Annotated in this window: 35 protein-coding genes and 1 pseudogene; 8 read left to right on the top strand and 28 right to left on the bottom strand. The window is 31.9% G+C overall.

Going from position 1 to position 26,015, the window contains the following annotated elements; translation table 11 throughout:
- Positions 1 to 143 precede the first annotated feature (143 nt).
- From LN736_RS16855 to LN736_RS16940, 18 genes are all read right to left on the bottom strand, one after another.
- Complete coding sequence (locus LN736_RS16855; protein WP_229982040.1) at positions 144 to 593, bottom strand: hypothetical protein; 450 nt, start codon at positions 591 to 593, stop codon at positions 144 to 146.
- Between the two features lie 47 nt (positions 594 to 640).
- The gene (locus tag LN736_RS16860; protein WP_229982041.1) at positions 641 to 889 is read right to left on the bottom strand and encodes a hypothetical protein; all 249 of its coding nucleotides are present in this window, start codon (positions 887 to 889) and stop codon (positions 641 to 643) included.
- Between the two features lie 43 nt (positions 890 to 932).
- Positions 933 to 3,032 carry a type IA DNA topoisomerase gene (locus tag LN736_RS16865; protein ID WP_229982042.1) on the bottom strand — a complete coding sequence of 700 codons (2,100 nt, stop codon included), beginning with the start codon at positions 3,030 to 3,032 and terminating at the stop codon, positions 933 to 935.
- Between the two features lie 48 nt (positions 3,033 to 3,080).
- A complete protein-coding gene (locus LN736_RS16870) occupies positions 3,081 to 3,674 on the bottom strand; it encodes a sigma-70 family RNA polymerase sigma factor (RefSeq protein WP_229982043.1) in 594 nt (197 codons plus the stop codon).
- A 31-nt stretch (positions 3,675 to 3,705) separates the two neighbouring features.
- A complete protein-coding gene (locus LN736_RS16875) occupies positions 3,706 to 4,668 on the bottom strand; it encodes a hypothetical protein (protein WP_229982044.1) in 963 nt (320 codons plus the stop codon).
- A 32-nt stretch (positions 4,669 to 4,700) separates the two neighbouring features.
- Complete coding sequence (locus LN736_RS16880; RefSeq protein WP_229982045.1) at positions 4,701 to 4,958, bottom strand: sporulation transcriptional regulator SpoIIID; 258 nt, start codon at positions 4,956 to 4,958, stop codon at positions 4,701 to 4,703.
- Positions 4,959 to 4,978: 20 nt separating this feature from the next.
- A complete protein-coding gene (locus LN736_RS16885) occupies positions 4,979 to 5,326 on the bottom strand; it encodes a hypothetical protein (protein ID WP_229982046.1) in 348 nt (115 codons plus the stop codon).
- 11 nt (positions 5,327 to 5,337) lie between these two features.
- Entirely contained in the window at positions 5,338 to 6,114 is a 777-nt protein-coding gene (locus tag LN736_RS16890) for a hypothetical protein (RefSeq protein WP_229982047.1), read from the bottom strand.
- Positions 6,092 to 7,207: a ParB N-terminal domain-containing protein gene (locus LN736_RS16895; RefSeq protein WP_229982048.1), complete on the bottom strand. Its 1,116-nt coding sequence runs from the start codon at positions 7,205 to 7,207 to the stop codon at positions 6,092 to 6,094. The genes LN736_RS16890 and LN736_RS16895 overlap by 23 nt, the downstream gene beginning before the upstream one ends.
- Before the next feature lie 101 nt (positions 7,208 to 7,308).
- Positions 7,309 to 7,608 (bottom strand): hypothetical protein, encoded by a 300-nt coding sequence (locus LN736_RS16900; protein ID WP_229982049.1) that lies wholly within the window; start codon positions 7,606 to 7,608, stop codon positions 7,309 to 7,311.
- A gap of 55 nt (positions 7,609 to 7,663) precedes the next feature.
- Positions 7,664 to 7,810, bottom strand: a complete 147-nt coding sequence (locus LN736_RS16905; protein ID WP_229982050.1) for a hypothetical protein — start codon at positions 7,808 to 7,810, stop codon at positions 7,664 to 7,666.
- On the bottom strand, positions 7,807 to 8,019 hold the full coding sequence (locus tag LN736_RS16910; RefSeq protein WP_229982051.1) for a hypothetical protein: 213 nt from the start codon (positions 8,017 to 8,019) through the stop codon (positions 7,807 to 7,809). The genes LN736_RS16905 and LN736_RS16910 overlap by 4 nt, the downstream gene beginning before the upstream one ends.
- Positions 8,020 to 8,029: 10 nt before the next feature.
- Positions 8,030 to 8,317: a hypothetical protein gene (locus tag LN736_RS16915; RefSeq protein ID WP_229982052.1), complete on the bottom strand. Its 288-nt coding sequence runs from the start codon at positions 8,315 to 8,317 to the stop codon at positions 8,030 to 8,032.
- Positions 8,314 to 8,445, bottom strand: coding sequence for an aspartyl-phosphate phosphatase Spo0E family protein (locus tag LN736_RS16920; RefSeq protein ID WP_229982053.1), 132 nt, complete (start codon positions 8,443 to 8,445; stop codon positions 8,314 to 8,316). Before LN736_RS16920 ends, LN736_RS16915 begins: the two co-directional genes overlap by 4 nt.
- A gap of 3 nt (positions 8,446 to 8,448) precedes the next feature.
- The gene (locus LN736_RS16925) at positions 8,449 to 8,697 is read right to left on the bottom strand and encodes a hypothetical protein (RefSeq protein WP_229982054.1); all 249 of its coding nucleotides are present in this window, start codon (positions 8,695 to 8,697) and stop codon (positions 8,449 to 8,451) included.
- A 13-nt stretch (positions 8,698 to 8,710) separates the two neighbouring features.
- Complete coding sequence (locus tag LN736_RS16930; protein ID WP_229982055.1) at positions 8,711 to 8,920, bottom strand: hypothetical protein; 210 nt, start codon at positions 8,918 to 8,920, stop codon at positions 8,711 to 8,713.
- Positions 8,913 to 9,314, bottom strand: coding sequence for a hypothetical protein (locus tag LN736_RS16935; RefSeq protein ID WP_229982056.1), 402 nt, complete (start codon positions 9,312 to 9,314; stop codon positions 8,913 to 8,915). Before LN736_RS16935 ends, LN736_RS16930 begins: the two co-directional genes overlap by 8 nt.
- Complete coding sequence (locus tag LN736_RS16940; protein ID WP_179977739.1) at positions 9,307 to 9,522, bottom strand: helix-turn-helix domain-containing protein; 216 nt, start codon at positions 9,520 to 9,522, stop codon at positions 9,307 to 9,309. Before LN736_RS16940 ends, LN736_RS16935 begins: the two co-directional genes overlap by 8 nt.
- A gap of 268 nt (positions 9,523 to 9,790) precedes the next feature.
- Between LN736_RS16940 and LN736_RS16945 the strand changes: the two genes are divergently transcribed.
- Positions 9,791 to 9,940 (top strand): Arc family DNA-binding protein, encoded by a 150-nt coding sequence (locus tag LN736_RS16945; protein ID WP_229982057.1) that lies wholly within the window; start codon positions 9,791 to 9,793, stop codon positions 9,938 to 9,940.
- Here LN736_RS16945 and LN736_RS16950 read toward each other — a convergent pair.
- Positions 9,937 to 10,071 (bottom strand): DUF6364 family protein, encoded by a 135-nt coding sequence (locus LN736_RS16950; protein ID WP_150358210.1) that lies wholly within the window; start codon positions 10,069 to 10,071, stop codon positions 9,937 to 9,939. The two genes, LN736_RS16945 and LN736_RS16950, sit on opposite strands and share 4 nt — an antisense overlap.
- Positions 10,072 to 10,119: 48 nt before the next feature.
- On the bottom strand, positions 10,120 to 10,311 hold the full coding sequence (locus LN736_RS16955) for a helix-turn-helix transcriptional regulator (protein ID WP_229982058.1): 192 nt from the start codon (positions 10,309 to 10,311) through the stop codon (positions 10,120 to 10,122).
- Between the two features lie 219 nt (positions 10,312 to 10,530).
- Here LN736_RS16955 and LN736_RS16960 point away from each other — a divergent pair, with 219 nt between their 5' ends.
- The 4 genes from LN736_RS16960 to LN736_RS16975 all read left to right on the top strand — a co-directional run bounded on the left by LN736_RS16960 (position 10,531) and on the right by LN736_RS16975 (position 13,585).
- Positions 10,531 to 10,980, top strand: coding sequence for a helix-turn-helix domain-containing protein (locus tag LN736_RS16960; protein WP_229982059.1), 450 nt, complete (start codon positions 10,531 to 10,533; stop codon positions 10,978 to 10,980).
- A 24-nt stretch (positions 10,981 to 11,004) separates the two neighbouring features.
- Positions 11,005 to 11,442 (top strand): ImmA/IrrE family metallo-endopeptidase, encoded by a 438-nt coding sequence (locus LN736_RS16965; protein WP_229982060.1) that lies wholly within the window; start codon positions 11,005 to 11,007, stop codon positions 11,440 to 11,442.
- A gap of 89 nt (positions 11,443 to 11,531) precedes the next feature.
- Positions 11,532 to 12,686 (top strand): tyrosine-type recombinase/integrase, encoded by a 1,155-nt coding sequence (locus LN736_RS16970; protein WP_229982061.1) that lies wholly within the window; start codon positions 11,532 to 11,534, stop codon positions 12,684 to 12,686.
- A 311-nt stretch (positions 12,687 to 12,997) separates the two neighbouring features.
- The gene (locus LN736_RS16975; RefSeq protein WP_229982062.1) at positions 12,998 to 13,585 is read left to right on the top strand and encodes a nitroreductase family protein; all 588 of its coding nucleotides are present in this window, start codon (positions 12,998 to 13,000) and stop codon (positions 13,583 to 13,585) included.
- A gap of 31 nt (positions 13,586 to 13,616) precedes the next feature.
- Here the strand turns inward: LN736_RS16975 and LN736_RS16980 are convergent, their stop codons facing one another.
- From LN736_RS16980 to LN736_RS17000, 5 genes are all read right to left on the bottom strand, one after another.
- Entirely contained in the window at positions 13,617 to 13,796 is a 180-nt protein-coding gene (locus tag LN736_RS16980; protein ID WP_179977742.1) for a hypothetical protein, read from the bottom strand.
- Between the two features lie 430 nt (positions 13,797 to 14,226).
- The gene (locus LN736_RS16985; RefSeq protein WP_179977743.1) at positions 14,227 to 14,889 is read right to left on the bottom strand and encodes a TetR/AcrR family transcriptional regulator; all 663 of its coding nucleotides are present in this window, start codon (positions 14,887 to 14,889) and stop codon (positions 14,227 to 14,229) included.
- Between the two features lie 540 nt (positions 14,890 to 15,429).
- Complete coding sequence (locus LN736_RS16990; RefSeq protein WP_229982063.1) at positions 15,430 to 15,972, bottom strand: superoxide dismutase family protein; 543 nt, start codon at positions 15,970 to 15,972, stop codon at positions 15,430 to 15,432.
- A 183-nt stretch (positions 15,973 to 16,155) separates the two neighbouring features.
- Complete coding sequence (locus tag LN736_RS16995) at positions 16,156 to 17,289, bottom strand: DUF362 domain-containing protein (protein WP_150358987.1); 1,134 nt, start codon at positions 17,287 to 17,289, stop codon at positions 16,156 to 16,158.
- Positions 17,290 to 17,845: 556 nt separating this feature from the next.
- Complete coding sequence (locus LN736_RS17000; protein ID WP_150357914.1) at positions 17,846 to 18,406, bottom strand: tyrosine-type recombinase/integrase; 561 nt, start codon at positions 18,404 to 18,406, stop codon at positions 17,846 to 17,848.
- A 186-nt stretch (positions 18,407 to 18,592) separates the two neighbouring features.
- On the opposite strand from LN736_RS17000, the gene LN736_RS17005 reads away from it, so the two are divergent.
- Positions 18,593 to 20,257: an HD-GYP domain-containing protein gene (locus tag LN736_RS17005; protein WP_229982064.1), complete on the top strand. Its 1,665-nt coding sequence runs from the start codon at positions 18,593 to 18,595 to the stop codon at positions 20,255 to 20,257.
- Positions 20,258 to 20,311: 54 nt separating this feature from the next.
- Here the strand turns inward: LN736_RS17005 and LN736_RS17010 are convergent.
- Both LN736_RS17010 and LN736_RS17015 read right to left on the bottom strand, forming a co-directional pair.
- A pseudogene (locus tag LN736_RS17010) lies at positions 20,312 to 21,343 on the bottom strand (IS256 family transposase); the annotation flags it as partial.
- Complete coding sequence (locus tag LN736_RS17015; RefSeq protein ID WP_229982065.1) at positions 21,340 to 22,716, bottom strand: sensor histidine kinase; 1,377 nt, start codon at positions 22,714 to 22,716, stop codon at positions 21,340 to 21,342. The gene LN736_RS17015 and the pseudogene LN736_RS17010, both read right to left, overlap by 4 nt.
- A gap of 475 nt (positions 22,717 to 23,191) precedes the next feature.
- On the opposite strand from LN736_RS17015, the gene LN736_RS17020 reads away from it, so the two are divergent.
- Both LN736_RS17020 and LN736_RS17025 read left to right on the top strand, forming a co-directional pair.
- Positions 23,192 to 23,440: a hypothetical protein gene (locus LN736_RS17020; protein ID WP_229982066.1), complete on the top strand. Its 249-nt coding sequence runs from the start codon at positions 23,192 to 23,194 to the stop codon at positions 23,438 to 23,440.
- A 329-nt stretch (positions 23,441 to 23,769) separates the two neighbouring features.
- A complete protein-coding gene (locus LN736_RS17025) occupies positions 23,770 to 25,113 on the top strand; it encodes an Ig-like domain-containing protein (RefSeq protein ID WP_150359031.1) in 1,344 nt (447 codons plus the stop codon).
- A 173-nt stretch (positions 25,114 to 25,286) separates the two neighbouring features.
- Here the strand turns inward: LN736_RS17025 and lepB are convergent, their stop codons facing one another.
- Positions 25,287 to 25,817 (bottom strand): signal peptidase I, encoded by a 531-nt coding sequence (gene lepB, locus LN736_RS17030; RefSeq protein ID WP_179977747.1) that lies wholly within the window; start codon positions 25,815 to 25,817, stop codon positions 25,287 to 25,289.
- Positions 25,818 to 26,015 lie beyond the last annotated feature (198 nt).

The following is a 26,015-nucleotide window of genomic DNA, read 5'->3' on the forward strand; positions in this document are numbered from 1 at the left end:
AGAATAAAGGCTTTCAACATATACATATAGTAACTTTGATAGCAGCCTTTCATCTCCCCTTTGAAAATGGGAGGATTCTCGGCTATTTTCCTAAAGCTAGTGTCCTTCATTTTGACCCTCCTTTTTGCAATAATAAGCTATCGTCATAGATTCTCCAAAACTATAAAAAATACAGTAAGAGCAATACCTGCAAGTATAATTCCAATAATAGAAAGTATTACTCTCATAACTGCTGAAGCCCATAAAACATCTATAACTATTATTATCAACGGTAGTAGTATAGGTACGTAAATCACAAGCAAAGCTAATATAAAAAGTATTATAAAGATAGTTTTCTTACGTCTTAATTTAGATATCAGTACTTTATCATCATTTGCCTTTCTAATTTGAATATCTACTTTCTTGATAATTTTTTTATAAAAGACAATCGGCAGTGCAATTATTGCAATAACAGCTGCAACTATCAACAAGAACGAAATTATTACCAACATGGAGCATAAAACGACTTGAATGTATTCTGTAAAAGAAGTTAGCTCCGGATGAAATAAATTTTGTGTTGTGTTCATAACAAATTTTTTATAAGCTTCAAACATTTCTTACTCTCCAATCTTTATCTTATTTATTTTTGTCTCTTATCAATCTAACTGGCATCATCGGGATTATATTCCTTCAAGGTGAATAATTTTTCGATACCGTATATTTTTCTTATGTCAACAATGCTATTATGCTTGTTCTCCATCAACTGTTTTACCTTCTCCGCCGCAACACTTGAACTGCAGGCTTCAACCTTGGAAATTTCGTCAATAATCTCCGAAAGTTCTGCTCTCTGTTTCGGATCAAGGTTGAATCTGATTGTTAACCTGTGAATTGCCTCTTTCTTTAGAGTCATACTGCCTCCTCCTCATTAAAAATAATTTATATTTTTATAAGAATTACTTTTTAAGTACCATCTTCCATCTGTATGGATATTTGTTTTCCTTGTCATCGCTTTTTATATACATGAAGTAGGCATCAAATAAAGTACCTTTCCTACTTTTAAGATCCATTATCCTTACCTTCCCATTTTGTAAAAGTTCCCTCACTATTGACTTGGTGGCTTTCTTGCCCATAGAGGCTAAATATTTGTCATCCTTCCATATGGCAAACCTGCACCCTGCTTTCCAGTTGCTGCATCCGAAGGCTTTTCTGCCCTCTATGACATCGTGACCACATTCGGGACACTTGCCAAGAGTTTTTGAAAACTCTCCTTTTTTGAGCACCATATCAGGGGCATTTTTAATCAAATCAACAGCCTCTCTTGTAAAATCATAAATAAGACTTAAATATTGATCTTTCCTTATCTTGTTGTACTCTATATCAGACAATATCTTTTCAAGATGTCCTGTATAATTTAAATCGAATAAACTTTTGACAGGGAAATTCTCAACCATCTTTCTCCCAAGATCAGATATATAAAGGTATCTGCCCTTCTTGGTTATATAGCCTGCACTTTTCAATTTTTCAATAGCATCGGCTCTGGTAGCAGCAGTACCGATTTTAAACCCACTCAAAACATTTCCTAAAACAGATTCATTATTCTTCCGTGTGACTTTTTTACCGCAGGACATCATGAGAACAATTAGTGATTTTTCAGTGTGGTGAAGTGGAGGACTTGTAAAGTTTTCTTTTATCTCCGCATTTTCCATGGTAACTTTATCCAATGCAGCTAAAGGCGGAAGTATACTATCTTTTGAATTAACATACTCAAGAATTTTCCAACCCTTATCCACTTCAATCCTTCCTTTTGCATAAAAATCACCCTGTAATCCCTCAACACATATAATGATTCTGGTTTCCTCATATTTGGCGGATTTTAGAAACTGCATTAAAAATCTGTTTTTTATGGCATTATATACGATTTTTTCATCCCTGGTAAGATTTTCAGGCACTATATAAGTAGGTGTCAAAGCACTATGTCCTGATACCTTGCTGCTATCAAATATTCTCCTGGAATCATCAAATTTTGCATCAAGACTGCCTTTTAAAAGTTCAAATACTTTTCTCATTTTATCTACAAGACTCTCCTCCAGATACATACTTTCCGTACGTGGATACGTAATGAATGATTTTTCATAAAGTGACTGTGCTGTTTTTAAAACCTTGTCGGATGTCCAGGCTGGATTCTTAGATGTAATATATCCCTGTAAAGTCGATAAATTAAACAAATGTGGTGAATTCTCCGTCTTGCTGGTAGTCTTTTTATTTTTTATTACACCCTTTCTGTTTACAATTGACAAAATTTCAGGAAGTTCCTTTTCATTTTTAAACTTATCCTGCTTGTCCTTAAAATAAACAGCTGAAAATCTTTCACCATTTTCATTTATAAAAATTGCCATCAGCTTGAAATATTTTTCAGGCACAAACTTCTTTATGACCATATCCCTGTCATAAACAAGTTTGAGAGTTGGCATCAGCACTCTTCCAACATTAAGTACGCCTTTTCCAGCTACATATTTAAGGGTAGCTACACTTGTGAGATTTATCCCTATTAGCCAGTCTGACCACTGCCTGCATACAGCCGCATCCTTAAGTGATTTCATTTCACTGTTGGGTATGGGATTTTCAAATCCTTTTTTTACATCTTCAGGTGTCCATTCATTTCTGAGCACCCTGTACACAGGCTTATTGACTTTTAAAAAGTCAATTATTGTCTCCCCTATAAGTTGCCCTTCCCTGTCTGCATCAGTAGCAACAATGAAATTCTCTATATCATTTCTCTGTACAAGCCTTTTTATTATGCTCAATTGTTTTTCATAGCTTTTGATTTTTTTGTATCTGAACTTTTGCGGTATGAAAGGGAAATTGTCCATGTCCCATCTTGCCATTTCCGGTTCATAGTCCCTGGCATCATATAACTTCAGAAGATGTCCGGATGCCCAGGTTATCACATATTTTTCACCTTCCATGTATCCATTTTGTTTGATTTTACATTCAAGTGCCTTTGCTATCTTTTGGGCCACATTCGGCTTTTCGGCTAATACCAGCTGTTTCAAAGTATTTCCTGCTCCTTTCAACGTCAATTTTGTTTACAATATATATATTTACATAATATTACAAATGTAATCTGACAGATATTTTCTGACTTTTCTACATGCATTTCTATAGTATCTACTGACAGAATTCTGAGAAATTCCAATGATTTGTGCTATTTCTCTCTGTTTAAACCCCTCTGATTTTAATACAAGTATCTTTTGATACATTTGGGGAAGCTTATCTATACAATTTTTTATATCAAGTCTCAGTGATATATATTCTTCCAAATTGAAATTATCTGAAATAATTTCAGAAAAAACCACCTGTTTTTTTACACTGGAGTCATTAATGACATAGTCCAGTGACAAAGGATACGTGATTTTGTGTACATCTGAAATTTGCTTGAAAGCATTATTATCAGAATCAAAAAATTTAATTCTACTTCTTAGAAATAATAATATTTCTCCCTTGATTTTTATATAGGCATATGTTGAAAACTTGTATCCCTTATGTATATCAAAATTTCGGGCCGCTTTTATAAGCCCTATACATCCGACTTGAAAAATATCATCATATCCATAATTTGAACACTTTGAATACCTTTTACTTATATCTCCAACTAACCCCATATTATCCTCTACAACTTTTTTCAAATCATTCACTGTACAATTTCTCCTTTGCAAAATTTATCTATCATCCATCTCCTGCTTTATTCCTTATCTTTTCCATAATGCTTCTGTTATCTAAATTTTCATCAGATTCAATATCACCGTTTTCTTTTAATAACCTTTGCTGCATCTCATTTTCAAGTTTTCTATAAGACTTGACTGCGTTACCCCTATCTTTAAAATTATTTAATTCCTGTGCATTTCTATAATGTCCTTCCAATACTTTGATAAACTTATTTTTCCGCATAAGCCAATCAAAGTTGCACCCTGCCCATTTATTGTTCCTACCGGATAGGAAATCACTTTCTTCAACCATTTTAAACACTGTAATAAATGGCTTCATGGATTTATACTCTTTCCATCTGGCCTTTAAATTCGTACATCTATCGGAAGTACGCTTGATTACTTTAGGAAGAGATACACATATACTGTTAAAAGCATTGAATATCTCATCATAAGGGATTTTATCCCGTGATGCGTTTTTTTCATCAAGCAGACTTTGCTGCTCCTGCTCAACGGGTATATCTATATCTTTTGAAATCTCTGTGTTAATCTCTGTAGAAGTCTCTGGTAATGGTTGGGGCAAATTGCCCTTATGCATTGGTGCATTCTGCACTTTTCCATTGGTGCATTTTGCACTAATGCATTGGCTGATACCCTCCAATTTTTCGAAATTTATAGTGTACCATTTTGTCCTGTCTCTGGCTTCCTTGTTGTAATTTCCAGTTATTATCAGTTCCTTGTTTTCAAGGGACTTAAAAGCTCTTTTAAGAGTATCAAGACTCCAGAAATCAAAAGCATCCTCATGCCATTTTTTCATGCTGTTATATGTCCAGTAATGGCCGTCATGAAAATTTATGTTTTTCTTTTTGTTATTCTCAATCCAATAGTTAAGCTGCTGCAGTACTATGCTTTCATTTAATCCGATTATCTTTGCTAAAACCCTGTTTATTACTATTGGGTATTCATTAAATACAAGTGCGTTCATGATTATTCCTCCACTAGACGCGGCTTACTGTTCTATAAGCCTGACAGTAAAAGGTATCTCTCTCTTACTGCTTGTCCTCCCCTTATGCCTCTTTCATTTTTATTGAAATCCAGTACTTTCCGAACCTCTCTTGCAAGCACTGCATCTAGAATCGGTAATCTCTCGGTACAGTCGTTGAATATAGTACTCTTGGAAACATGAAATACTTTTGCAGCATCTCTCACAGTTACCTTGCTTGATATTAAATATTTGCCTACATTCACTGCCCTGTCTTTTACACAATCTCTCATGTTATGCACCTCCTGCTAAATCAGTTGTCTGAATTTTTATAATCCAAATAAGCTAAATAAGCTTTTTCAAACATAGATCTAAATGACGGATCCTCCGGACATCTATGTAAAAGATCCAATTGATATAAAACCTTTGAAGCCAGCTTATTTCCACTTCTATCATCCTTGATTATTTCCTCATACTCACCATCATTCAACCTCTTTACAATGTTGTAACTATTCATATACATGTTTGTTTCCACCTCCTGGATATCTATATCCACCGTAATATTCCTACCGTTATCAACAAATATAGTCAACCCTAATGACTGAATATAAATACATCTTTCCAATGTAATATATTGAGTAATATTCAAACATCTCAACACAATATAACCCTCTATTCTCTTTGTTTGTTCTGTAATTTCAAAATTTGGGTTTCCGAATAAATCATTTTAAGATTATTTGAAATTGGTTTTCTGAATCTTAAATATATTTTATATTCCTCATAATTTTTGAATATATCAAATGCTGCTTTTAATTGATTTTTAAATGTAATTTCAAATACATTTTCCAGCTGCTGCTGTATATCTCCCGCATCATGGTTCTTGGTGGATCTTCCAATTATTAGACCTACTTTACTTAGCAGCTCTCTTGAAAGTATGACCTGCCTTATATAAGCTTTAGCAATATTGGTTTGAAGTGCATTATGCTTGTACAGATCTTCTAAAAGTTTTAGACCACTTATGGACAGAGCTTCCCAGTACCATTCTTCACTTAAGAAAGACCTTTTGAATTCATCGGATATTTTTTTGTTTCTGGTAAATTTGAAATCTGTCAGTACATCTTTCATAAATTGTGCAAAGGAACCAAAGCTGTTTGCCTGCCATATGCCATCCACAAAATCTTCAGGCCTTTCATATTTGTATCTTGAGATGACACCCATCCTCTTGTATTTGCCCCTGACATAGTCATTAATCCATGCAATTAATCTGTTCTTGCTTGCACATCCTTCCGGAATTGAGGAAGAGGACATCAAGTCTTCATAATGTACCCTGCTGAATTGCCTGGCGATAAAAATTTCAGTTGCTATATTTGCTTCATTTTTTATCTGGTCCTCGGTCATTTTATATAAATATGACTTAGGATCTATTTCAACCAACCTCGAATTCTGCATTTACCACATCCCCTTTTCTATTCTTATTTAGTGAATTTATTTTTTCTATCGAATCACACAGGCTCTCAACTACATCCTCCATGAAATTCGTTATTTCCATATCCTCTAAATTGTCTATGTCTTTCATCAAAAGTTCTATTTTCGCAGTGCTCCCGTTGACCTCCTGAACCAGGTTGGCCAGTTCATGTCTAACTTTGTACTTGTTTTTTAACTGAATTTCAGCCCTGCTCAAAGCTGCAAGCTCTTCGTTCTTTTTTTCAAGTTCGTCGTCCTTTTCAATGTTCTGCTCCTCCAGTTTTTTCTTTTCAGCTTCAAGCACCGAAACACGCTTCCTGAATTCTTCATAGTCGTTCGGGATGATTTCCTTTTTCACGACATGAGGTTTTTCCGAAAGTTTCAATTTGTATTTTTTCTCTATTTCATCAGAACGTTTTTTTGATTCCATATATTTTTTTGCAAGTTCCTCCTTTTCCTGCTTTTCCTGACCGGCTGTCTTCTCAGCCTCCTTAGCTTTTTTGAGTGCTTCATCCCTGGATTTTCTGAGTTCCATATATGCCTTGTTTATACTAAGTTTCCCTTCATCCAGTGATTTGATCATCTCTTCACTGGCATTCTCCGATATATATTTTGCCTTCTCAAAAGTCTTACCACTCCCGAAACCTGATTTTTCAGCTACTATTTCTCTTGTTTTCCCCTGTTCGGCCCGAGGTGGAAAACTTTCCACCTCGGTATTTTGTTTCAAATTTGCTAATCTTCTTTTTTCAGCTTTGACTCTTTCTATCTCCTCAAGTTTCCTTGCATATTCGATCCGCTCGCTGAATGTGAAATCCTTTCGGTTCTCGTTTTCGGATATTTCAAGTTTGAACTGGTGCTCGTAGTCCTTTGCGGCCATCACCCGTACTTCAACCTGTTCATATCCGAGGTATTCCAGGGCCCTGAGTCTCCTCTCCCCTGCTATGAGATGAAACTCCGGGGTGACAACCGGCGGATTTATAAGGCCGTTTTCCTTTATATCCTCCGCCAGTTCATCAATATTGCCGAAGTCCTTCCTTATCCTTTTATTAACAGTTATTTTATCAATATCAATTAACAACGTTATAGTTCCTCCTCATGGTTATTTATCTTCTCCATCCTTTAAGACTATGATTTTGTATTATACCTTCTTTTGAATTTCGGCTAAAAAACTTAAGTCTGTCAATCCAGACACAACTCCTTTTGTTTGAAAAAATATTTTAGATAAAGCATACTTTCATCATCTTTGAGTCCTATAAGTGCAATAATTGATTTGTAAATATCCTCTGGAATTTTCGACTTAAGTTCATCCAGTGTTTTTTCTATATTTTTTGCCAGTTCAATATATTTCCTCGATCTTGTTATATCTCTTTTTATTTTGGTATCTATGATAGAATTAAATTGCAGCTCAACTGTTCTATCAATTGTTTCTTTTAATATTTCATCGAATTCAGTTTCCAATTTATTTGATTCCATAGCCAATTTTTTCCCCCTTTTTATTCAGAATTAGCAAAATTGAATTTCCTGCATAAATTACCTACACGGCCAACAAAAATACAAGCATCAATAATCCGTACATAATAAGTCCTGAAAATACAACATATACAATACTCCAATTGATAAAGTACTTGTTTTTTGATTCCTCGGATTCCTCATTTTCCATATCTTCCATATGTAATCTCATACCCGTACCCGGCTCCTTTTCAAAATTGTTATTTTACCTGCGCCTCTATTTAAAATATTCCTATTTGCATCTGCAATGCTCAAGTTATACATGTGTTCCCAGTACCTAGCCTCTTCCCTATAGCCTTCTATAAACTCCAAACCTTCTCTTAAAAGTTCTTTAAGAATTTTATTTTCTTTCTCCAGCTTTTCATACGCTTTATCTTCCATATATCCTCCTTCATTTATCTATCTCCCTCATATCCGTCAATTTTTTGAGGTACTCTGCAAATCCAGATGTATTCCCTTTAAATCCAACTGCAATATACTTCATAGGGATATCGGAAATATCATCAACAGCCATTTTTGTTTTTTCCTGTGGTTCCTTTGGTTTTTCAGTCCTCTCAATATACTCTTTAAACTTATTGAGACTTATCAGAACTTCCATATATATGTTTTTCTCCGTACCCGTGGACTTATTGAATTTCCTTTGATACTGATCAATCAAGCATTTTAAATACCCGTTCATTTATCCTCATGCTCCTTCATTTTTTGAACAATCAGCTCGTCCAACTCCTGGCTGATTTCAATTGTCCTCTCATCAGACAGGCCATATAAATCAATGTATTCCCTTAATTTTTCCTTCAATTTTTCCATATCTCATATCTCCTCTGGGAATATATTTCTGGCGGTATGAATTCTTGTATCAACAGTATGTTTATTTATTTTATACATTTTAGCTATGTCCGAATTTGAATATCCCTGCCTTTGCATAAGCAGCATTTCTATCCCTGTCTTTCTAGTCTTTATATATTTTTTATCTCCGGTATAGAACAAATTAAAAGCTTCATCTGCACTTTTTACCGGAAGTAATGAAGCTATGAAAAGCGCATACCAATTCTCTTTCAATTTTTCCCTCTCCCTAATACCAATCGCCATTTTCCAGTACATGCAACCAGTCACCATCACTCAAAGTTACTTTCAGATAATTTTCTTTCCTTTCCACCCTTATTGGTGTGTGTGTTTCAGGGTACTCCCATACCTCGTAAAATCTCTTGCAAAACTTTGCAAAAAGTTCCTTATCTAAAATATTAAGTTTGTTATATCCTTTAACTCTCTCTGCTCTAAACATCCTTACCCTCCCCTATGAACCACTTGCCATACAAAATTTCCTCAATCGAAACTGGTTTATAAAATTGATTTTCAAAAATAGTCAACTTTCCAGATGATTCAGGTTTGTAATAGTACCTAATTCCCCTACAGTCACAGTAAATTGTTTTGCCTTCATGAAATGCTCTAAAGGCTGCCATCCTATCCACAGGAGCATTGACCAATCTGAACCTACTCCTTAATGTAAAATCTGACAGCACAGGTTGTCCTTCTTGGTTTACAACCCTTCCATCTCCATCCAGGGCAATCACTATTCCTCTAACTGATTTGTAAGTTTCCTCCGCAACAAATTGAAATTTTAACTTCGGATTTCTCCCAAGTTTGTCTATTACCTGTCCCAACGTATATTCAACCATTGGCTTTTCCTCCCTTTTTCACAAATCCATATAATCCAGCCCATTCTAAAAACTCTCTTTTAGGAATTCTTATAGGTTTACTTACAGGCAATTTAGGAAAATCCTTATGCCTAGCAATTTCATAAGACTTGCTTTTTCCTATCCTTAAAATCTTCTGCACTTCCTTAATTGTTATTACTTCAGGAAGAGAATTTATATATTCATCCAATATCAAAACCCCCCTTGTATATTTTTGTGAACTACATCATTTCGTAGAATTATCAATTAGAAGGTAGTAATGTCAATGATATCCGAATTTAATCTTTATTAAACTATTAGTTTTTCATCCTCATTCATTTTTCATCTAGTTTCCAGCTAATATTGCCGTCACCTCCTAAACTCATATTATTATGCCGTCATTATGCCGTCAAATATTTATTTTTTTTCCTTCTTATGTTATAGTTATGATGTCATTTTGATGGCAAGGAGGTATTTTTGTGGCTTCTGAATTATCAAAATTTACTCTGAGGATTCCAACTGAATTATTGCAGAAACTACGTATTATAGCCGAAAATCACGGTCGTTCTGTCAATAAAGAAATTGAAATGATTATAAAAGAGTATATTAAGCAAAACATAGAAATTTAATTGTTATTCACATCTTGGCTAATCACTAAAAGAATGTATTCACTAACAGACATTCCTTTTCTATTAGCCATTTCTTTTATTTGTTCCAATAGCTCTGAAGATATAGTTAACGTGAACTTTTTCTTCTCCATTTCCACCCTCCTTTCTAAATTCTTAAATTTTCTTTGAAGATATGTTTATTAATTAAGCTTAAACACTTCCTCAACTTTTTTGCCCAGCGCTGAGGATATCTTTTGCATTACTTCTAAACTTGGATTAGTTCTTTTACCCTCCGCAAGATAACATATATACATAGCACTCAACCCAGTCTGTTTTTCCAAATCCCTATAGGTTAAATTGAGTTTTTTCTTAATTGCTTTAATGCTGTTCATTAAATAACCTCCTTATTAAACTGTAGGTTTATATTATCATAAACTTTTAGTTTAATAAAGTCTAATATAAACCAGTAGTTTAAATTATCTTACTATATTGTTAAACTACTAGTTCATTACTCCGTTTTTCTTAAAATTTCTTAATTTACCTTTGACTTTTGTAAACTATGAGTTTATAATAAATAATAATTAAACAAATAGTTTATATGGAGGAAATTTATGTTAGGTGAAAATATTAAAAAAATAATGAACGAAAAAGGAATTAGTGCAAAGAAGATAGCTGAAAAAGCTGAGATTAGCACGACATATTTGAGCTATATTTTAAATGACAAAAGAAAAAACCCTTCTTTAGAGGTGCTTCAAAAAATTGCCTCTATTTTAGATGTTTCAGTAAACGATTTTTTTGACGATAAATATAATACCAATGAAGACAACGAATTCAATCCGACTCTTTCCGTGAAGGAACAGAAAAGATTAGATAAACAGGCCCAGGATATAGTAAATAATTTGTCTGTCTCATTATCAAAAAATAAAAATTCACTTGAAGATGAGGATTATGAAATACTTCAGGCAAGTATAAGTGCGGCATTACAATCTCTTACTTTAAAAAACAAAAAGAAATTCACTCCTAAAAAATACAGGGTGAACAAAAAGAAAAAAGATAAGTAAATTTCATTTTGGGGGATGGGATAATTGTTTATTGAAAATTATATTCAAAGAAAAGTAAATAAGTTAATAAAAAAATCAGCTACTTCAAATCCTGAAATAATTATGAGAACTACATTGAAACATATAGATTTTGATTACGCACCTCTTTCTAAAAACTTAAATGGATATTATTTGTATTTATCAAAAAACAAAAGGGTAATAAGAGTAAATTCTTCACTTGATGAAATTAAAAAACAATTTGTATTATTCCATGAAACCGGTCACTGTGTACTGGAGCATGAAGATCAAGTTCTATTGGACAGAGCAGATTCAATGGATTCAGTGGATAAATTAAGAAATGAATATGATGCCAACTTGTTTGCTTCATATTTTTTTAAGATACATAACAATATAGATAAAAATAATTTAAATGGTATTTGTCTCCCAGAATATATTAAATATTTAATATCTAAATTCTTATAAATTATCTTTAAAGGAGGTGGTATACGTGTAAGGATATTATTATTTTTTAATTTTATACCAAACATTAGTTTGCTAAGGAGGTAATTTAATTGAAAGGAAGTATTATTAAGCGAAATAATTCTTATTCCATAGTTATTGACGTAGGTAGGGACGCCTTTGGCAGACGTAAGCAACGATGGTTTAGTGGATTTAAGAATAAAGATGAAGCTGAAAAACAATTACCAAGAATACTTGTCAAACTTGAAGATGGGGAATTAATTGACAACAACAATATTACCCTTGGTAATTTTTTAGATGACTGGTTAAAAGGTAAAATCAAAAAAGATAACTTGTCGCCTACTACAATAGACGGATATAACAATATTATATACAATCATGTAATACCTGTCATCGGCAAATTAAAATTACAAAACATTAAGCCTTATAATCTGCAAAAATATTTTGATTTAAAAAGTGAATCTTTATCACCTAGGACATTGTCAAATCATAAAAGAGTTTTGAGTTCTGCTCTTTTATATGCATTAGACATGGATCTCATAGAAAAAAATCCATTGGCTAAAGTAAAATTACCACGACAGAAAAAAGAAGAAACCAAAATTTTAAGTGCGGATCAATGTAACCTGCTTTTAGAAGAAGTCCAAGGCAATCTAACATTAAAAATGCCTGTTACATTAGCATTGCTTTTAGGTATGCGTCGTGGTGAAGTTTTGGGACTCAGCTGGGATGCCGTAAACTTAGATAATAAAACAATAAGTGTAATACAAAATTTAGAGTATATAAGTGGCAAATATTATTTTAAGGAACCAAAAACTTTAAAAAGCAAAAGAACTATAGCTATTCCAAAATCACTAGTTCCTATATTAAGAGAACACTACAGATGGCAATGTGAGATGAAAATAAGAAGCAGAAATACCTGGGGTACAGATAAAAATTTAGTATGTACCAGAAAAGTAAATGGTCTTCCTATAACCCCACATGTGCTATCTTTCATGTTCAGTAATTTTTTAAAGACTCATAACTTCCCTCATATAAGATTTCACGATTTAAGGCATACAAATGCAAGTTTAATGCTAACAGCTGGAGTTAGTACTAAAGTTGCCAGTAGTAGGTTGGGACATAGTAAAGCATCTATAACTTTAGATTTGTATTCACATGTAATGGAATCTATCGACCGTGAAGCTGCTGAAAAAATAGCTATGTTAATTAAAAGCAGTAAAAATACACATAAAAAAACACAGGCTTAAATGTATAATAATACATAACTCATAGATTGTCTGTTTAAATTCCATGTTTGCAAATATGTTTGCAAATGGATTTTCTATTTCTGTGACTATTGATATAACTGGCCTTACGCCACTTATAGACAGGATGGTTTCGAACTGTCTTATACAGTTTTTACTCTATCATTATATGCCATAAAGTTAGGAAAATCAAGGTTTTTGATAAATATCATTATAACAATCAATTGTAATCATTGACACTACAAACAGCTCATGTTATCGTTGTAGTGCAAGTTGCTATAAACAAAATTTGGTGGCATGAAAGGATGGTATTTATGGATTACTTTGAATTACTGCGCTATAGAAAATCTACCAGAAAGTTTACGCAGGAACAAATATCTCAGGACAATTTAGCCGACATACTAGCCGCTGCAAGTAGCGCCCCAGTAGGTAGTAATCAGTATAAGGACATACATTTGACCGTCGTACAGAGCGGATATATACTTGATAAGCTATCAGAAGCTTCCGCTAAACGCTGGGAGGATAAAGCTAAGATGAAAAAGATCATAGGCGATACCTCTAATGTTGAACTAAACCAGAAAGCTTTCGATCCATTTTACGGCGCTCCGACAGTAATTTTTGTATCTCACAGGAAACAGGATTTACAACCAGGCATTGAGTTTTCAAATGTCGCATGCATTACCTACTCTATGCACTTGGCTGCCACAAATCTTGGCTTGGGCAGCGTATTTATGTGGGGTTCCCTTGAAGCAATGCGCGAAATTCCTGAACTTGACAATACAGCGATATTGAACCTCCCCGATGACTTTGAACCACTGTTAGGCATTGCCATCGGCCATCCGGAACAGAAACTTAGCGCACGGGATATAAAGACAGATAAAATAACAATTAATTACCTATGACAATATAAATAAAAAACATTAAAAAGTTTCCTCATTTAAACATTATATGTGTATCATCTTCTATACTACTTTTACCTTTACAGAACAATGCAATGAACTCTGTATTAGTTATTCTATTTTCATGCATAACTACATCAATTGCACTCGAGATGCTACAATTTTCCATTAAACAAATTTCTTCCACCTTTTTTATGAACTCTAACTTTGTCATTATACTTACCCCCTTAAGATTTATTAATTATTTATAACAATCTCTACATTCATATTCAATTTTAGTTTTATTTGAATATTTAAATATGTAAAATAATAATAGGTAAGATATAAATAAACATGCAATTATTTTTTAATAAGTCTAATTTTAATTTTACGCCTTTAATTCTTTCATCCATGATTTTATTAAAATAAACAGATTAAATTTTGAATAACTTATGTCTTTTAAATAAATCATGATTAAATTTTCTAAATATATGATCACGATCTATTTAATATTATAATATCTCATTTTAGTGTTTATTTCAATAATTTTTTATTGGCATATCATTTGTATTAGATATCGATCAAATATGCATCTTTTAAATCTGATCTATGAACAGTAAAAAAGTAACTTAACTAAAATAATCATTAAAATTCATGCCTTATAGCTAATTGTTAGGTAATTGATAAGCCTTAACAACTCTTCTAATATATTTCATTACTTTTTTCAAAGCTTCTTCTGAACTATATGGTGGATTCTTCTTTAGTAGATTTGACAATACGCTTTGATATATTAAAATAGTGATTTCATTTAATTCCACTATATCCTCTTCATTGAAATACCCTTCCTCAACACAACCTTCAAATGAATATAATGTTCTTGAATAAATATCATTCCCTATTAACATAGAATTAAGACGAAGTGACGAATCAGCCAATTCTTCGGGAAATATTCTATAATACTCACTAATAGTGTTATTCAATGAATTACTATGGCCTGAAAAAAAAATAAGATTGTAAATTTCAGGTCTTTCAAATGAATAAGCACAAAAGCACTTCCATATTAAAATATATCTTTCAAAACTATTCTTAGCATTTTTTATATAATTCTTTAAGCCCTGAGTATAATCTCTTAAATATCTTATACATGCAAATAAAACAAGATGATCTAAATCCTCAAAATAATTATACAAGGTAGAGCTGCTATATCCTGCAATACTTGATACCTTTCTTATCGTAACGTTCCCCACACCTTCAGTATCAATTATCATAAATGTAGCATCTATAAATTTATTCATTATCTTTCTTTTAATTAAAGTTTTTCTATCCATTTTATCACCCATTCTCAAATAATTTCTTTAAAATAAATTATTCAAACCTTAATTTACTCAGTACCATTTTATAGAAAACCAATTGTCAACATTATTAATTATACCATCAAAAAATCAGATTGACCTTTATAAATTGTAAACGGTTGAGAAAATAGCATATTTTAAAACAAGGGTTATTGTTGTAAAGATGAAAAATAAATACATGAAATTGATATTAACATTTGTACTGATAAGCTAATGTATCAAAATTAAAAAGAAAACCTAAAGATATGAATGTAAAGAAAGCAGATCGTGAATTTAGTGATTATGTTATTTTTAATGATAATGGGATACCATCGTAAGTTCATTACCTAATTAGACTTTAAAATAATTAATACTGTGAAAAAATATAAAATATATTTTTTCAGAGCGCCAACAAAGTCGACACTCTGAAACTAGAGAAATTCTAATCTTTTTTTATCCGACCGCTACCATTACCCCAATATACTGAGGTATCACCCATTATCCCATAAGAAAATATTTTTCTTAAACATTCTTTAATTACATCACTACTCTAATAACACCGCAAGCTAACCTTCTACCAGACGCTCCAGAAGGCTGAGTTCTATAATCATCTGGGCTCTCATGTATGATCACTGATTTTCCAATAATCTGAGCAACATTAAATTTATTTGTAAAAAAAGTTATTCTAGAGTAACCATTATTAGAAAAGAGAACAGGAAAATCTCCTGCATGATTGCCATGGGGCTGGTTAGTTGGATTCCAATGTTCTCCGGCAGAACTGAATGGTTCAGCAGAATCACCTACAGCACATGTACCATTTTGGTGTATATGAAATCCATGAGGCCCAATTTGAGGATTTCCATCCATGGCAGGTCTATAAGTAGGTAATCCATTAACTTCTACAGAAACCTCAGTCCCCCCAGGTACTTGAGTAAAGACAGCAGTACCTCTTATGTTAGGATCCAAAGGGCCTCCCGCTATATGGGCCACAGCTTTTCTGGCAGGTACATTCATATTATCATTTCTATACCCATAGTCATTATGACTTAAAAAAGGGCATTCATATTTGTCAAAATACATAACATCCTCCAAATTAAACACTTCAATTTATGCTATGTAAAACTTTTAAAATAGTTACAATTGTTTCGCTTGTTACATACATTTTATACGTCTCCTGAATATTCATAATTTTTCTCTTAAATCTTTAACTATTTTAACGAATTGCCTGTACCTGTAAAACAACTCTTTTATCATATACTCAGTTCATTTGATCACGATCATTTCATAGTCTCGAGTACCTAAACCAATTTTCTCTGCATGTTCCAAGCAGCTACGCCATTCGGATCCAGGTGTAGAATTGGTAAAATGGTCATGATGGTCAATGAAACTCGGCTTTGACATATTATCAAATAGTTGGCTTCCTGGAAGTGGTGTGGCTTTCAAACAGGCGTCTGCACAGGCTTGATCTAATGCCAGCGGGTCAAAGGATGCAAACATACCCAAATTAGGCAGAATAGGCACGTCGTTTTCTCCGTGGCAGTCACAATTTGGAGACACATCCACCACAAGTGAAATATGGAAACTAGGGCGGCCATCTACTACAGCCTTAGCATACTCCGCCATACGGCAGTTTAGCAGCTCGTTGGCAGCATTGTTGTCGAATACAATAGCATCAAAATTGCACGCACCCAGACATCTGCCGCAGCCAACACAATTTTCGTGATTAACCATCATCTTCTTGCTGACTGCATCAAACTCCAGTCCATCGTTGGCACATTCCCGCTGACATCTCCTACAGCCCCGGCACAGTGCTTGGTCGATGTGTGGCTTGCCACTGCTGTGCTGATCTGTTTTTCCAGCACGAGAACCGCAGCCCATACCGATATTTTTGATGGTGCCGCCAAAACCAGTCATCTCGTGCCCCTTGAAATGTGTCAGACTGATGAACACATCCGCGTCCATAATGGCACGTCCAATTCTGGCTTCTTTTACATATTCACCTCCTGATACAGGTACTGCAATATCGTCTGTACCCTTCAATCCATCCCCGATCAGAACAGGACATCCCACAGTCATTGGTGTAAAGCCATTCTCCCATGCACATTCTAAATGTTCAAGAGCATTTTTTCTGCTGCCAGGGTACATAGTATTACAATCAGTTAAAAAAGGCCTTCCACCTAGCTCCTTTACTACGTCAGCCACAGCCTTGGCATAATTGGGGCGAAGGTAGCTTATGTTCCCCAATTCACCAAAATGCATCTTAATAGCAACAAACTTGCCATCCATATCGATCTGTCCAATACCAGCCCTTTTGATTAATTTTTTAAGTTTAGTTGGCAGTCCATCTCCAAAAGCCACCGTGTGAAAATCCGTAAAATAAACTTTTGCTTTTTCCATTTTTCATTCACTCCCATTTCGAAATTGTTATATGCATAAAAGGAGCGTTGTAATCATCGTTCCTTAAATAACATTATACTCGCTAGAGTTAACTCTAGGTCAATAGTTTAATAAATTTAATTTCGTAATAGGAAATGTAAACCTTTATAAAGGTTTTCAAAACTATATCGCTGAATATTCTGATATGAACGTGGTTGAATTGTACACGGTTCATGGCTTCAACCACAAAAGAAAGCAATTAATCTATAGATATACTTTAATCGTATACAATATTCATAACTCTCTCAAATAAAATTATAGGATTCTGGATATACTACTAATATATTTTTTAACATTTTAATTATAAAAAATTAAAAATAACATTATAATATACATACAGCTACATACACTTATTTAGCTTATAGATTTAAATTTTTCCATTTAATTATTGAATTCTATATACTAATGAAACAATTTGTTAATTTTGTTTCATAACATATATATAGCATATAATACCACATATGTCTATATGTTTTGTCATTTTAATACAAATTTCTAGTACAATTTTCAGCATATATTAAAATTGAACAAGAGAATACAATTCATCTTTTTGATCCTGATTTATTCCTATATATCGAAGTGTTATATATTGAGAACTATGGTTAAAAGTATCCATTATCAATCCTATATTATATTTAGACATTTTATATGTCCAATACCCCCAGGTTTTTCTTAAACTATGTGTTCCAAAATTCTCAATTCCACATATATTAGCACCTTCTTTTAATACTCTATAGGCCTGAATCCTTTTTATATGCCCACCTTTACGACTTGGGAACAAATATGATTCCAACACAACGTTTCTTTGTTTTACATAATTATTTATTTCTTTTCTAATTGCATTATTTAACTTAATTTTTTTCTCTTTTCCAGTTTTCTTTTCATTTAATATCAAATAATCTTTATATTCCCAAGAAACAGTAAAAATATCTTTGATTTTTAGCGGCAATATGTCACTTATTCTGAGACCCGTATTTAACCCGAACTTCAGCATTAATCCATACTTTAAATCTTTCCCTTTTAAATAATAATAAATCTGTTTTATTTTATGTTTATCTCTTATTGGCTCAACTGTCATATATAAATAAACCCCCAAATATAATTTTTATTAATTTAACATAAAAAACGTTTCATAATATTTTTTGTCATTTAAATAATTCTTTAAATAAAATCTTTAAAGATCTTTGTAATTTATACTTTCAATATCATATTTAATGAAACAAAATTAACAAATTGTTTCATTAAATATATGGAGGTAGTCAAAATGATTAAATCTTATAAATCTATCTTTAATAGCAATAATATTAATACTTTATTAAAAAATATAGGAGACTGCTTTAATTGTGATACAATATCAATACTTAATTTTAACATAGATAAAAATTTTGTTACATTGGATAAAATTTTAGACATTAAAAATAATCCTTTTAAAGCTCTGCCTAAATTGTCAAAAATAAATATAACTAATTTTGGCAAAAGCAAATTAAAACTATTATTTTACAATAAGGAGATAATTTTTGTAAAAAACAATTGTACAACAAATTTTCCCATTATTTTAGAAAATGCAGAAGAGGAATTACTTATACCTATAAAAAGTAAAAATAATTTAACAACATTCATATACATGTGTTCACTAGATACAAATGATAACCACATTAATATCGATTTTATTAATAATGACAATTTCAAATATCTTTTATACTCAATTATAAATACATATGAGATGTATTTTCTATCCCATGAAAAAAACGAGCTTATATTTGAACTTATTTATATAATGACTGAAATACTCAAAGAAAAAGAGCCTCTTATGGTTTTTCACCCATATAACGTAGCTGATATTTCAAAGAAAATAGCTATACAATTAAAATTAAACTATAGTTCAATAGATAAAATTTATCTCGCAGGATTACTGCATGACATGGGAAAATTATGTATAAATAAAAATATCTTAAATAAAACAGATAACCTCACGGAAAATGAATATATAATATTAAAAGAGCATAGTATATACGGCTACAATCTATTAAAAAATATATATTATGACATAGCGGTATATATTAAATACCATCATGAAAAAATAGATGGGACTGGATACCCTGATAACTTGAAAGGCGATGAAATTCCTTTAGAAAGTAAAATAATTTCTGTTGCAGATGCCATAGATGCAATGTATGCAGCCAGAAGTTACAATACTTCTAAAAGTTTAGACTCTTTAGTTACAGAGCTTCTCCATTCCGCTGATAAAAAGTTCGATAGTACAGTTGTAGATGCGGCAATAAAAGTAATAATAAAGTCTAAAAACAATAGCATATATAAATTAGATAATAAAGTCGAATGGAGTACTCTTACAATAAAAACCTCAAAAGCATCATACTCAATAGACGGAATTCTAAGAAAAACAGATTCAGAATATATATTTAAATCTAATGAATTTATTTTTTTAAATGATATAAACATTGCCGATATACAATGTATGCATTTATATATATGTAAAAATACAATCGATATTTATCAATATAAAATTGCTTTTAATTTCTTCAAAGAAAATACTTTACATATAAAAGAAATTCATCAAATTGAGTTTAACAACTACTTTAATCTATCATGGAATTTACAGGGAGAACTTATATTTTGTAAATTTCCTATTAGTAGTATTGCAATATTTAAACTTGGAGGTGATTCTCTAATGTTCTACTGTCATATTAATATAAAGGAATCTTTAACTAAACAATTTTTCAATATAAAAATTAATTTTGAGAATGATGACCAACTAATTGTTTCAGGTGCATTAATCCAGCTATTTAAATCAGGTTCAAACTATTATTATGAACTAAAATATGTAAATATACTTGAAACTGTAAGGGAAGAAATATTTTCAAGAATTTTTAAAAAACAAGCAGAACTGAATATCGGCTTTAAATGGTAATTAAAAATTCTAAAATAAATTAGAAAGGTGAGTTATGATGGATTGTTTCGATTTGCTTTTTAAAGATATATACAAAAACGTAGTATAGATAACTTTCCTGACATCCGTTGAAAACTTGAATATAGGGCTTATGGCATCCCAGTTTTTTGACCAGCTGTTCATTGTTCCCGGATATTTATCCTGCCATTTTTCAGCTACTACTTCCATATTCCTATGGCCTATTTCTTCTGACGGGGCCTGATATATGGTCTTTAAGTCTGAGGCAAAGGCTTTTTTGTCTTTATATGACACATACTTCAATGTATTACGTATCTGATGTACAATACACCTCTTGTATTCTGTTTTTGGAAATGCCGTAGATATTGATTCCTTTGTACCAGAAAGCCCGTCAGCACAGAGAATAAGTATGTCTTTTACACCCCTGTTCTTGAGTTCGTTTAGGACACTGAGCCAGTATTTACTGCTTTCATTTTCGCCAATCTGGATAGACAGAACTTCTTTCTTTCCTTCATCATTGATACCGAGAATGATATATGCGGCAAGTTTTCGTATTATACCATTATCTCTAACCGAAAAATGTACGGCATCTATAAAAACAATTGGATATATGCTTGATAGCGGGCGCTGCTGCCACTGTTCAATTTCAGATAGTAAACGATCGGTGATGTTTGATATCATTCCTTCACTTGTCTCAAAGCCATAAATATCCTCAATAATTTCAGATATCTGCCTTGTTGTCATACCCTTGGCATACATGGAAATTATTTTGTCTTCAATAGTTGAAATATCTTTTTGACGTTTTTTTACTGTCTGTGGCTGAAAGGTACTCTGTCGGTCCTGGGGAACATTTATGTCCATTTCACCGTATTTACTTCGTATTTTCTTTGGCTTTATGCCGTTTCTACAGTTTGTTTCATCACAACGATCATATTTTTTGTATCCCAGGTGATCATCCATTTCTGCCTCCAGCATTTCCTGGAGAGTACCTCCAAGCAGGTCTTTCAATGCTTCCTGAACATCTTCTGCTGATTTGATATCGTACTCGTTGAGAAGATCCGAAATAATATTTTTCTTACCTTCAGTCATAAGAGTGGATATTTAATAATAAAGCTCACACCTTTTTCTCTATTTACTGCCTCAATAGTTCCATTATAAAAATCTATTATTTTTTTCGAGATAGCCAGGCCCAGTCCAAAATTACCTGTCTTATCTTTATACATATGATTGAATATCAATTTTATACTGTCCTCATCAATATGTTTTCCATCATCATATATTTCCACTACAGCAAAATTATCATTTCTTTCTAGTCTGATTTTTATAATACTTTCGGCATATCTCAATGCATTGTCCAGTATATTTTCTAGACACACCTTTATTTTTTCCTCATTTGCAAAGATAATGCAGCTGCTTGTCTCTAACTCCCATTTAATATCATCACTGACTACTTTAAACTTATCCACCATGTCACTGACAATGTCCTTCAAATCCATGCTTTTATTCTTTTCACTCTCAAGGTTATTCTCCAGCGTATATTCCAATGTGTTGAGATAGAGTATCTGTTTTATTTTTTTCTCAAGTCCAATTGATTCATCCTTTATTATTTCTGCTGTCCTTTCAGGAGAATCTATATAAACACCGTCTATAATTGCCTGGGCATGGCTCATAATAACCATGACTGTTGTTTTTAAACTGTGGGATATACTTTGGAGAAATATCTTTTCGTTTTCATCGGCATATTTTAGTTTCTTCTGCATGATATTCATTGACCTGGCAAGTTTGCCAATCTCATCATCATTGTCAATTTTAATGGGTTCAACCCAATTCTTGTCTGCTATTTCTCTTGTATAATTTTCTAATTTTTTAAGAGGCTTTGATATATATGTCGCAACAAGTTTTGAGGTAATAAAAGCTATAATGATAAATATCATCCCTATCAATATTACCTCATATAAAAACTTATTATCTACATAATATGGCATATATGTCACAAAGTATGATTTCAATGAGTCCGTATTTTTTATTGGACTTATTATGATTAAATATTCTACTTTATCGTAATAGGCTCTAAATTGTGTTTCTGATTTTATATTTTTTGCAAAGGAACTTATCCAATCTATTCTTTTAGCTCCTGGACTTCCATTCATAGGTAAAGAATTATTGGTAGGATTGTTTACATATTGTATTTCTTTTTCCCCATGGTTAAAATTGACAATAAAGTTCTCAACATTAATAAGATTTCTCATTTTAGTAAAGTCTGGCGGATGATTAAAATCATCGTCTTTTAAAATTATATCATGATATGCTTTCATATCTTTGATATGATTATTTTTATCAATATACCTAAAACTATATAAATATAATAATGAAATAAGAAATATTATAATAATTATTATAAATGTAAATATCAGCCATATTCTTATGGTCATAGATTTTATCCTGAATTTAAATATTTTCATAAACTAATACCCAATAAAGCATTTACGTTAACCTGATATTGGATTTTTTACATCCTTTCTGTAAATTAATAATTTTATATCTTTCATTTGATTTTTATAATATTTACCCTTTTATATAGTATAAGAATACTTGAAAAAAATATCAACAATATAAATACTGGTAAAAGAAATATAAAGCATAAGACAAATAAAAGCTCGCCTAAAATTATAAATAATTAGGTGAGCTTTTACCCTGTTACATTGCTTTGTTCCCGAGTGTGAGAGAACATAAGATTGATATTTATCTCATGTTTTATTGTACATATTGAATGTCAAAACAATATGTGATTAACAGTTATCAGCACAATAATAGTTTTTATCACATGAAAATTACAATATTACAATATATTTTAACCATAGTAGTTATATATACTATATTTAAAGTTAAATTTAACTTTAAATAATTTAATTCAGGAGGTACAAGAAAATGTTAAAGATGAAATACAAAGTAATATCAGCTGCTATGGTTATTGCACCATTATTTTTAAGTACAGGATTTGCTACAACGGTTCAAGCGTGTCCTTCTAAGGCACCTGTAGCAGTCCATAAGGTGGTACGTAAAGCAGCACCAAAACCAGTTCGCAAGACAGTAGTAAAACCAATAAATAAGTCAAAGCATAAAGTGGCACCAAAAGTAGGGCATAAAGCAGCACCAAAACCAATTACTCAAGTACAGCATAGATAAAGTAGTAATAGTCATTGCCCCGGGAAACCGGGGTTTTATTTTTTACATAAAAGCTCCAGCCTAATCTAACCGGAGCTTTTATTAAGGAGACCATAAAAAAATAATTTAAATGAAATACTCTGTGAATAGTATATCCATAAGATATCAATTTATTCGTTATTTTTATCAAAATATCCGGATTGTGCCAATAACTTGTGAAAATGTAATTTCTTTATGTTATACATATTTATTATTATCCCAAATTATCCTCTTTATAGATAACCTGTTGAAATAAATCCAAAAAAAGATTAAACTAAATATGTGACAAAAAAATGGAAGGAAGGTCTAATATGAAAAACTTCACAAAAAATTTTATAATGCTTTGTGGAATATATGCACTTACACAAATACCGGTGCATAGTACAGTATTTGCGGCATCCAATACAGTGGACAAGTCTTCTGTGGAATCTTCAATTACACAAGTACAACAAAATAAGTCTGCAGATAACAATACAAGCATTTTAAAGAACGTTTCAAATGTAGATAATACATCTCAAAATACATATGCTAACAGTAATATTAGCGTCAATACTAATGATAACTCTCAAACAACAGTTACAAATAAAGCGCAAAAGGCTACTTCAGAAAACTTGAGTGCTAAAACAATTGACAATGTTATTACAAGGGATAATGTAGCTGTAACTAAGTCATGGAACATAAAATTTAGTGAACCTGTTGATATTAATACATTAACTGATAAAATAAAATTAACCAATGTAAAAACTGGTGAAGAAATTCCAATTGAGATGACCGCTGATAAATTATGTGAGACTATTACAGTAACATCCTCTGTGAAGTTGGATCCTCAAACAGAATACTCTTTATCTATATCACAGGATATAGTTTCAAAATTTGGGAGACAGCTTTCAAACCCTACTGTTCTTAATTTTAAAACTGCTGCAATTATATCTTCAATAAGCAATATAACTAAAACTATAAGCCAGGGAGATAGTTTTACTCTACCTGATAAAGTGACTGCAGTTATGTCAGATGGTACAACCTCTCAGGTAAGCGTTTCCTGGGACAAGTCCTCTGTCAATATAAATGTAGCTGGAAACTACACTTTTAATGGTACTGTTAAAGATTATGGAACTGTAACATTAAACTTGACTGTAAAACCGCTTCAATCAGCAAATACTATATCAAACGGCAAGAGAACTCAATCAAGCATAGGTGTTAAATTGTATAATTACCTCATAAACTATACAAACAGGAATGCTGTTTTGACAAGAGCCATACAAATACATGCAGCTCAAGGTTACGGTGATGATCCATATAGCAACAATTGTGCATTCTACCAAAGTGAAGCCCTGAGAAGTGTCGGTGTGAATGTACCAAATAGTACAGCAAATACTGCTACTTTAACTAATGTACTTTTAGGTATGGGGTGGGTAAAATCTTCAGATTTGTCTCTTTTACTACCTGGCGATATATGTTTTACAATAGGATATGGAAATGGACCAACTCACACTTATACTTTTATGAAATGGGTAGATCCTAAGGATTTTCACTATGCATACGTATGTGATAACCAAGGCGATGAATATGCAGGTGATGCATATCATGAAAGGAATATAGATTTTCAAACATCCACTAAAGATAAAATATCATATTTCATGTATCTTCCAGTATAAAAAATAATTTACACTTTTTTGAAGCTAAGTCAATAAAGTGGGAGACAAACACTGACAGCCATTATAATTACTCGACTGATGTATTTTAAATAGAGTTAAAAAGTAAACTTTTTAACTCTATAATGTAAATTTATAATCTTAAAGTTATAATTATAAACATTATAACTTTAAGGCTAAAATATCTTTATTTCACTAAATGGATAAATTCTTATAACAACATGTCCTGTTATATCTCTTACACTTATAGGCCCAAGTATCCTACTGTCAGTGCTATTACCTCTGTTATCACCAAGTACAAAAACATACCCATTAGGTACAATATACTCTGTATTAATAGAATTGGATTCAGTATCTGTACCCTTCGGGAGATAATCTTCTGAAAGAAGCTTTCCATTTAAATAGACCTTTGAATTTTTTATTCTAATCTTATCTCCAGCTATGCCTATTACTCTTTTTATATAGTTACTATTGCTTTCACGATGTGAATTAAATACAATAATTTCACCTCTATTTATGTAGCCAATTTCTGTACTCACTTTTTCTATAAATATTACATCATTATTATTAAATGTCGGTTGCATAGAAGGACCCGACACGACAACTCTTGAAAAAACATAAGATTGCAATATAAATGCAAGTCCAAAAATTATCAAAATATAAATTATATATAATCTTATCTTTTTAATAGTTTTTTTATCTTTCATAATATATACTTCCTTGTACTAAAATATTATATTTTTATTAAATTTATCTTTTGGGAAATAGGCAGCATTCTAATTTGAATTACAACGTAAGAGCGGATGTTTAATAATAAAGCTCACACCTTTTTCTCTATTTACTGCCTCAATAGTTCCATTATAAAAATCTATTATTTTTTTCGAGATAGCCAGGCCCAGTCCAAA

Origin of the sequence: Clostridium aromativorans (assembly GCF_020908015.1) — a bacterium.
Lineage (GTDB): Bacteria > Bacillota > Clostridia > Clostridiales > Clostridiaceae > Clostridium_B > Clostridium_B aromativorans.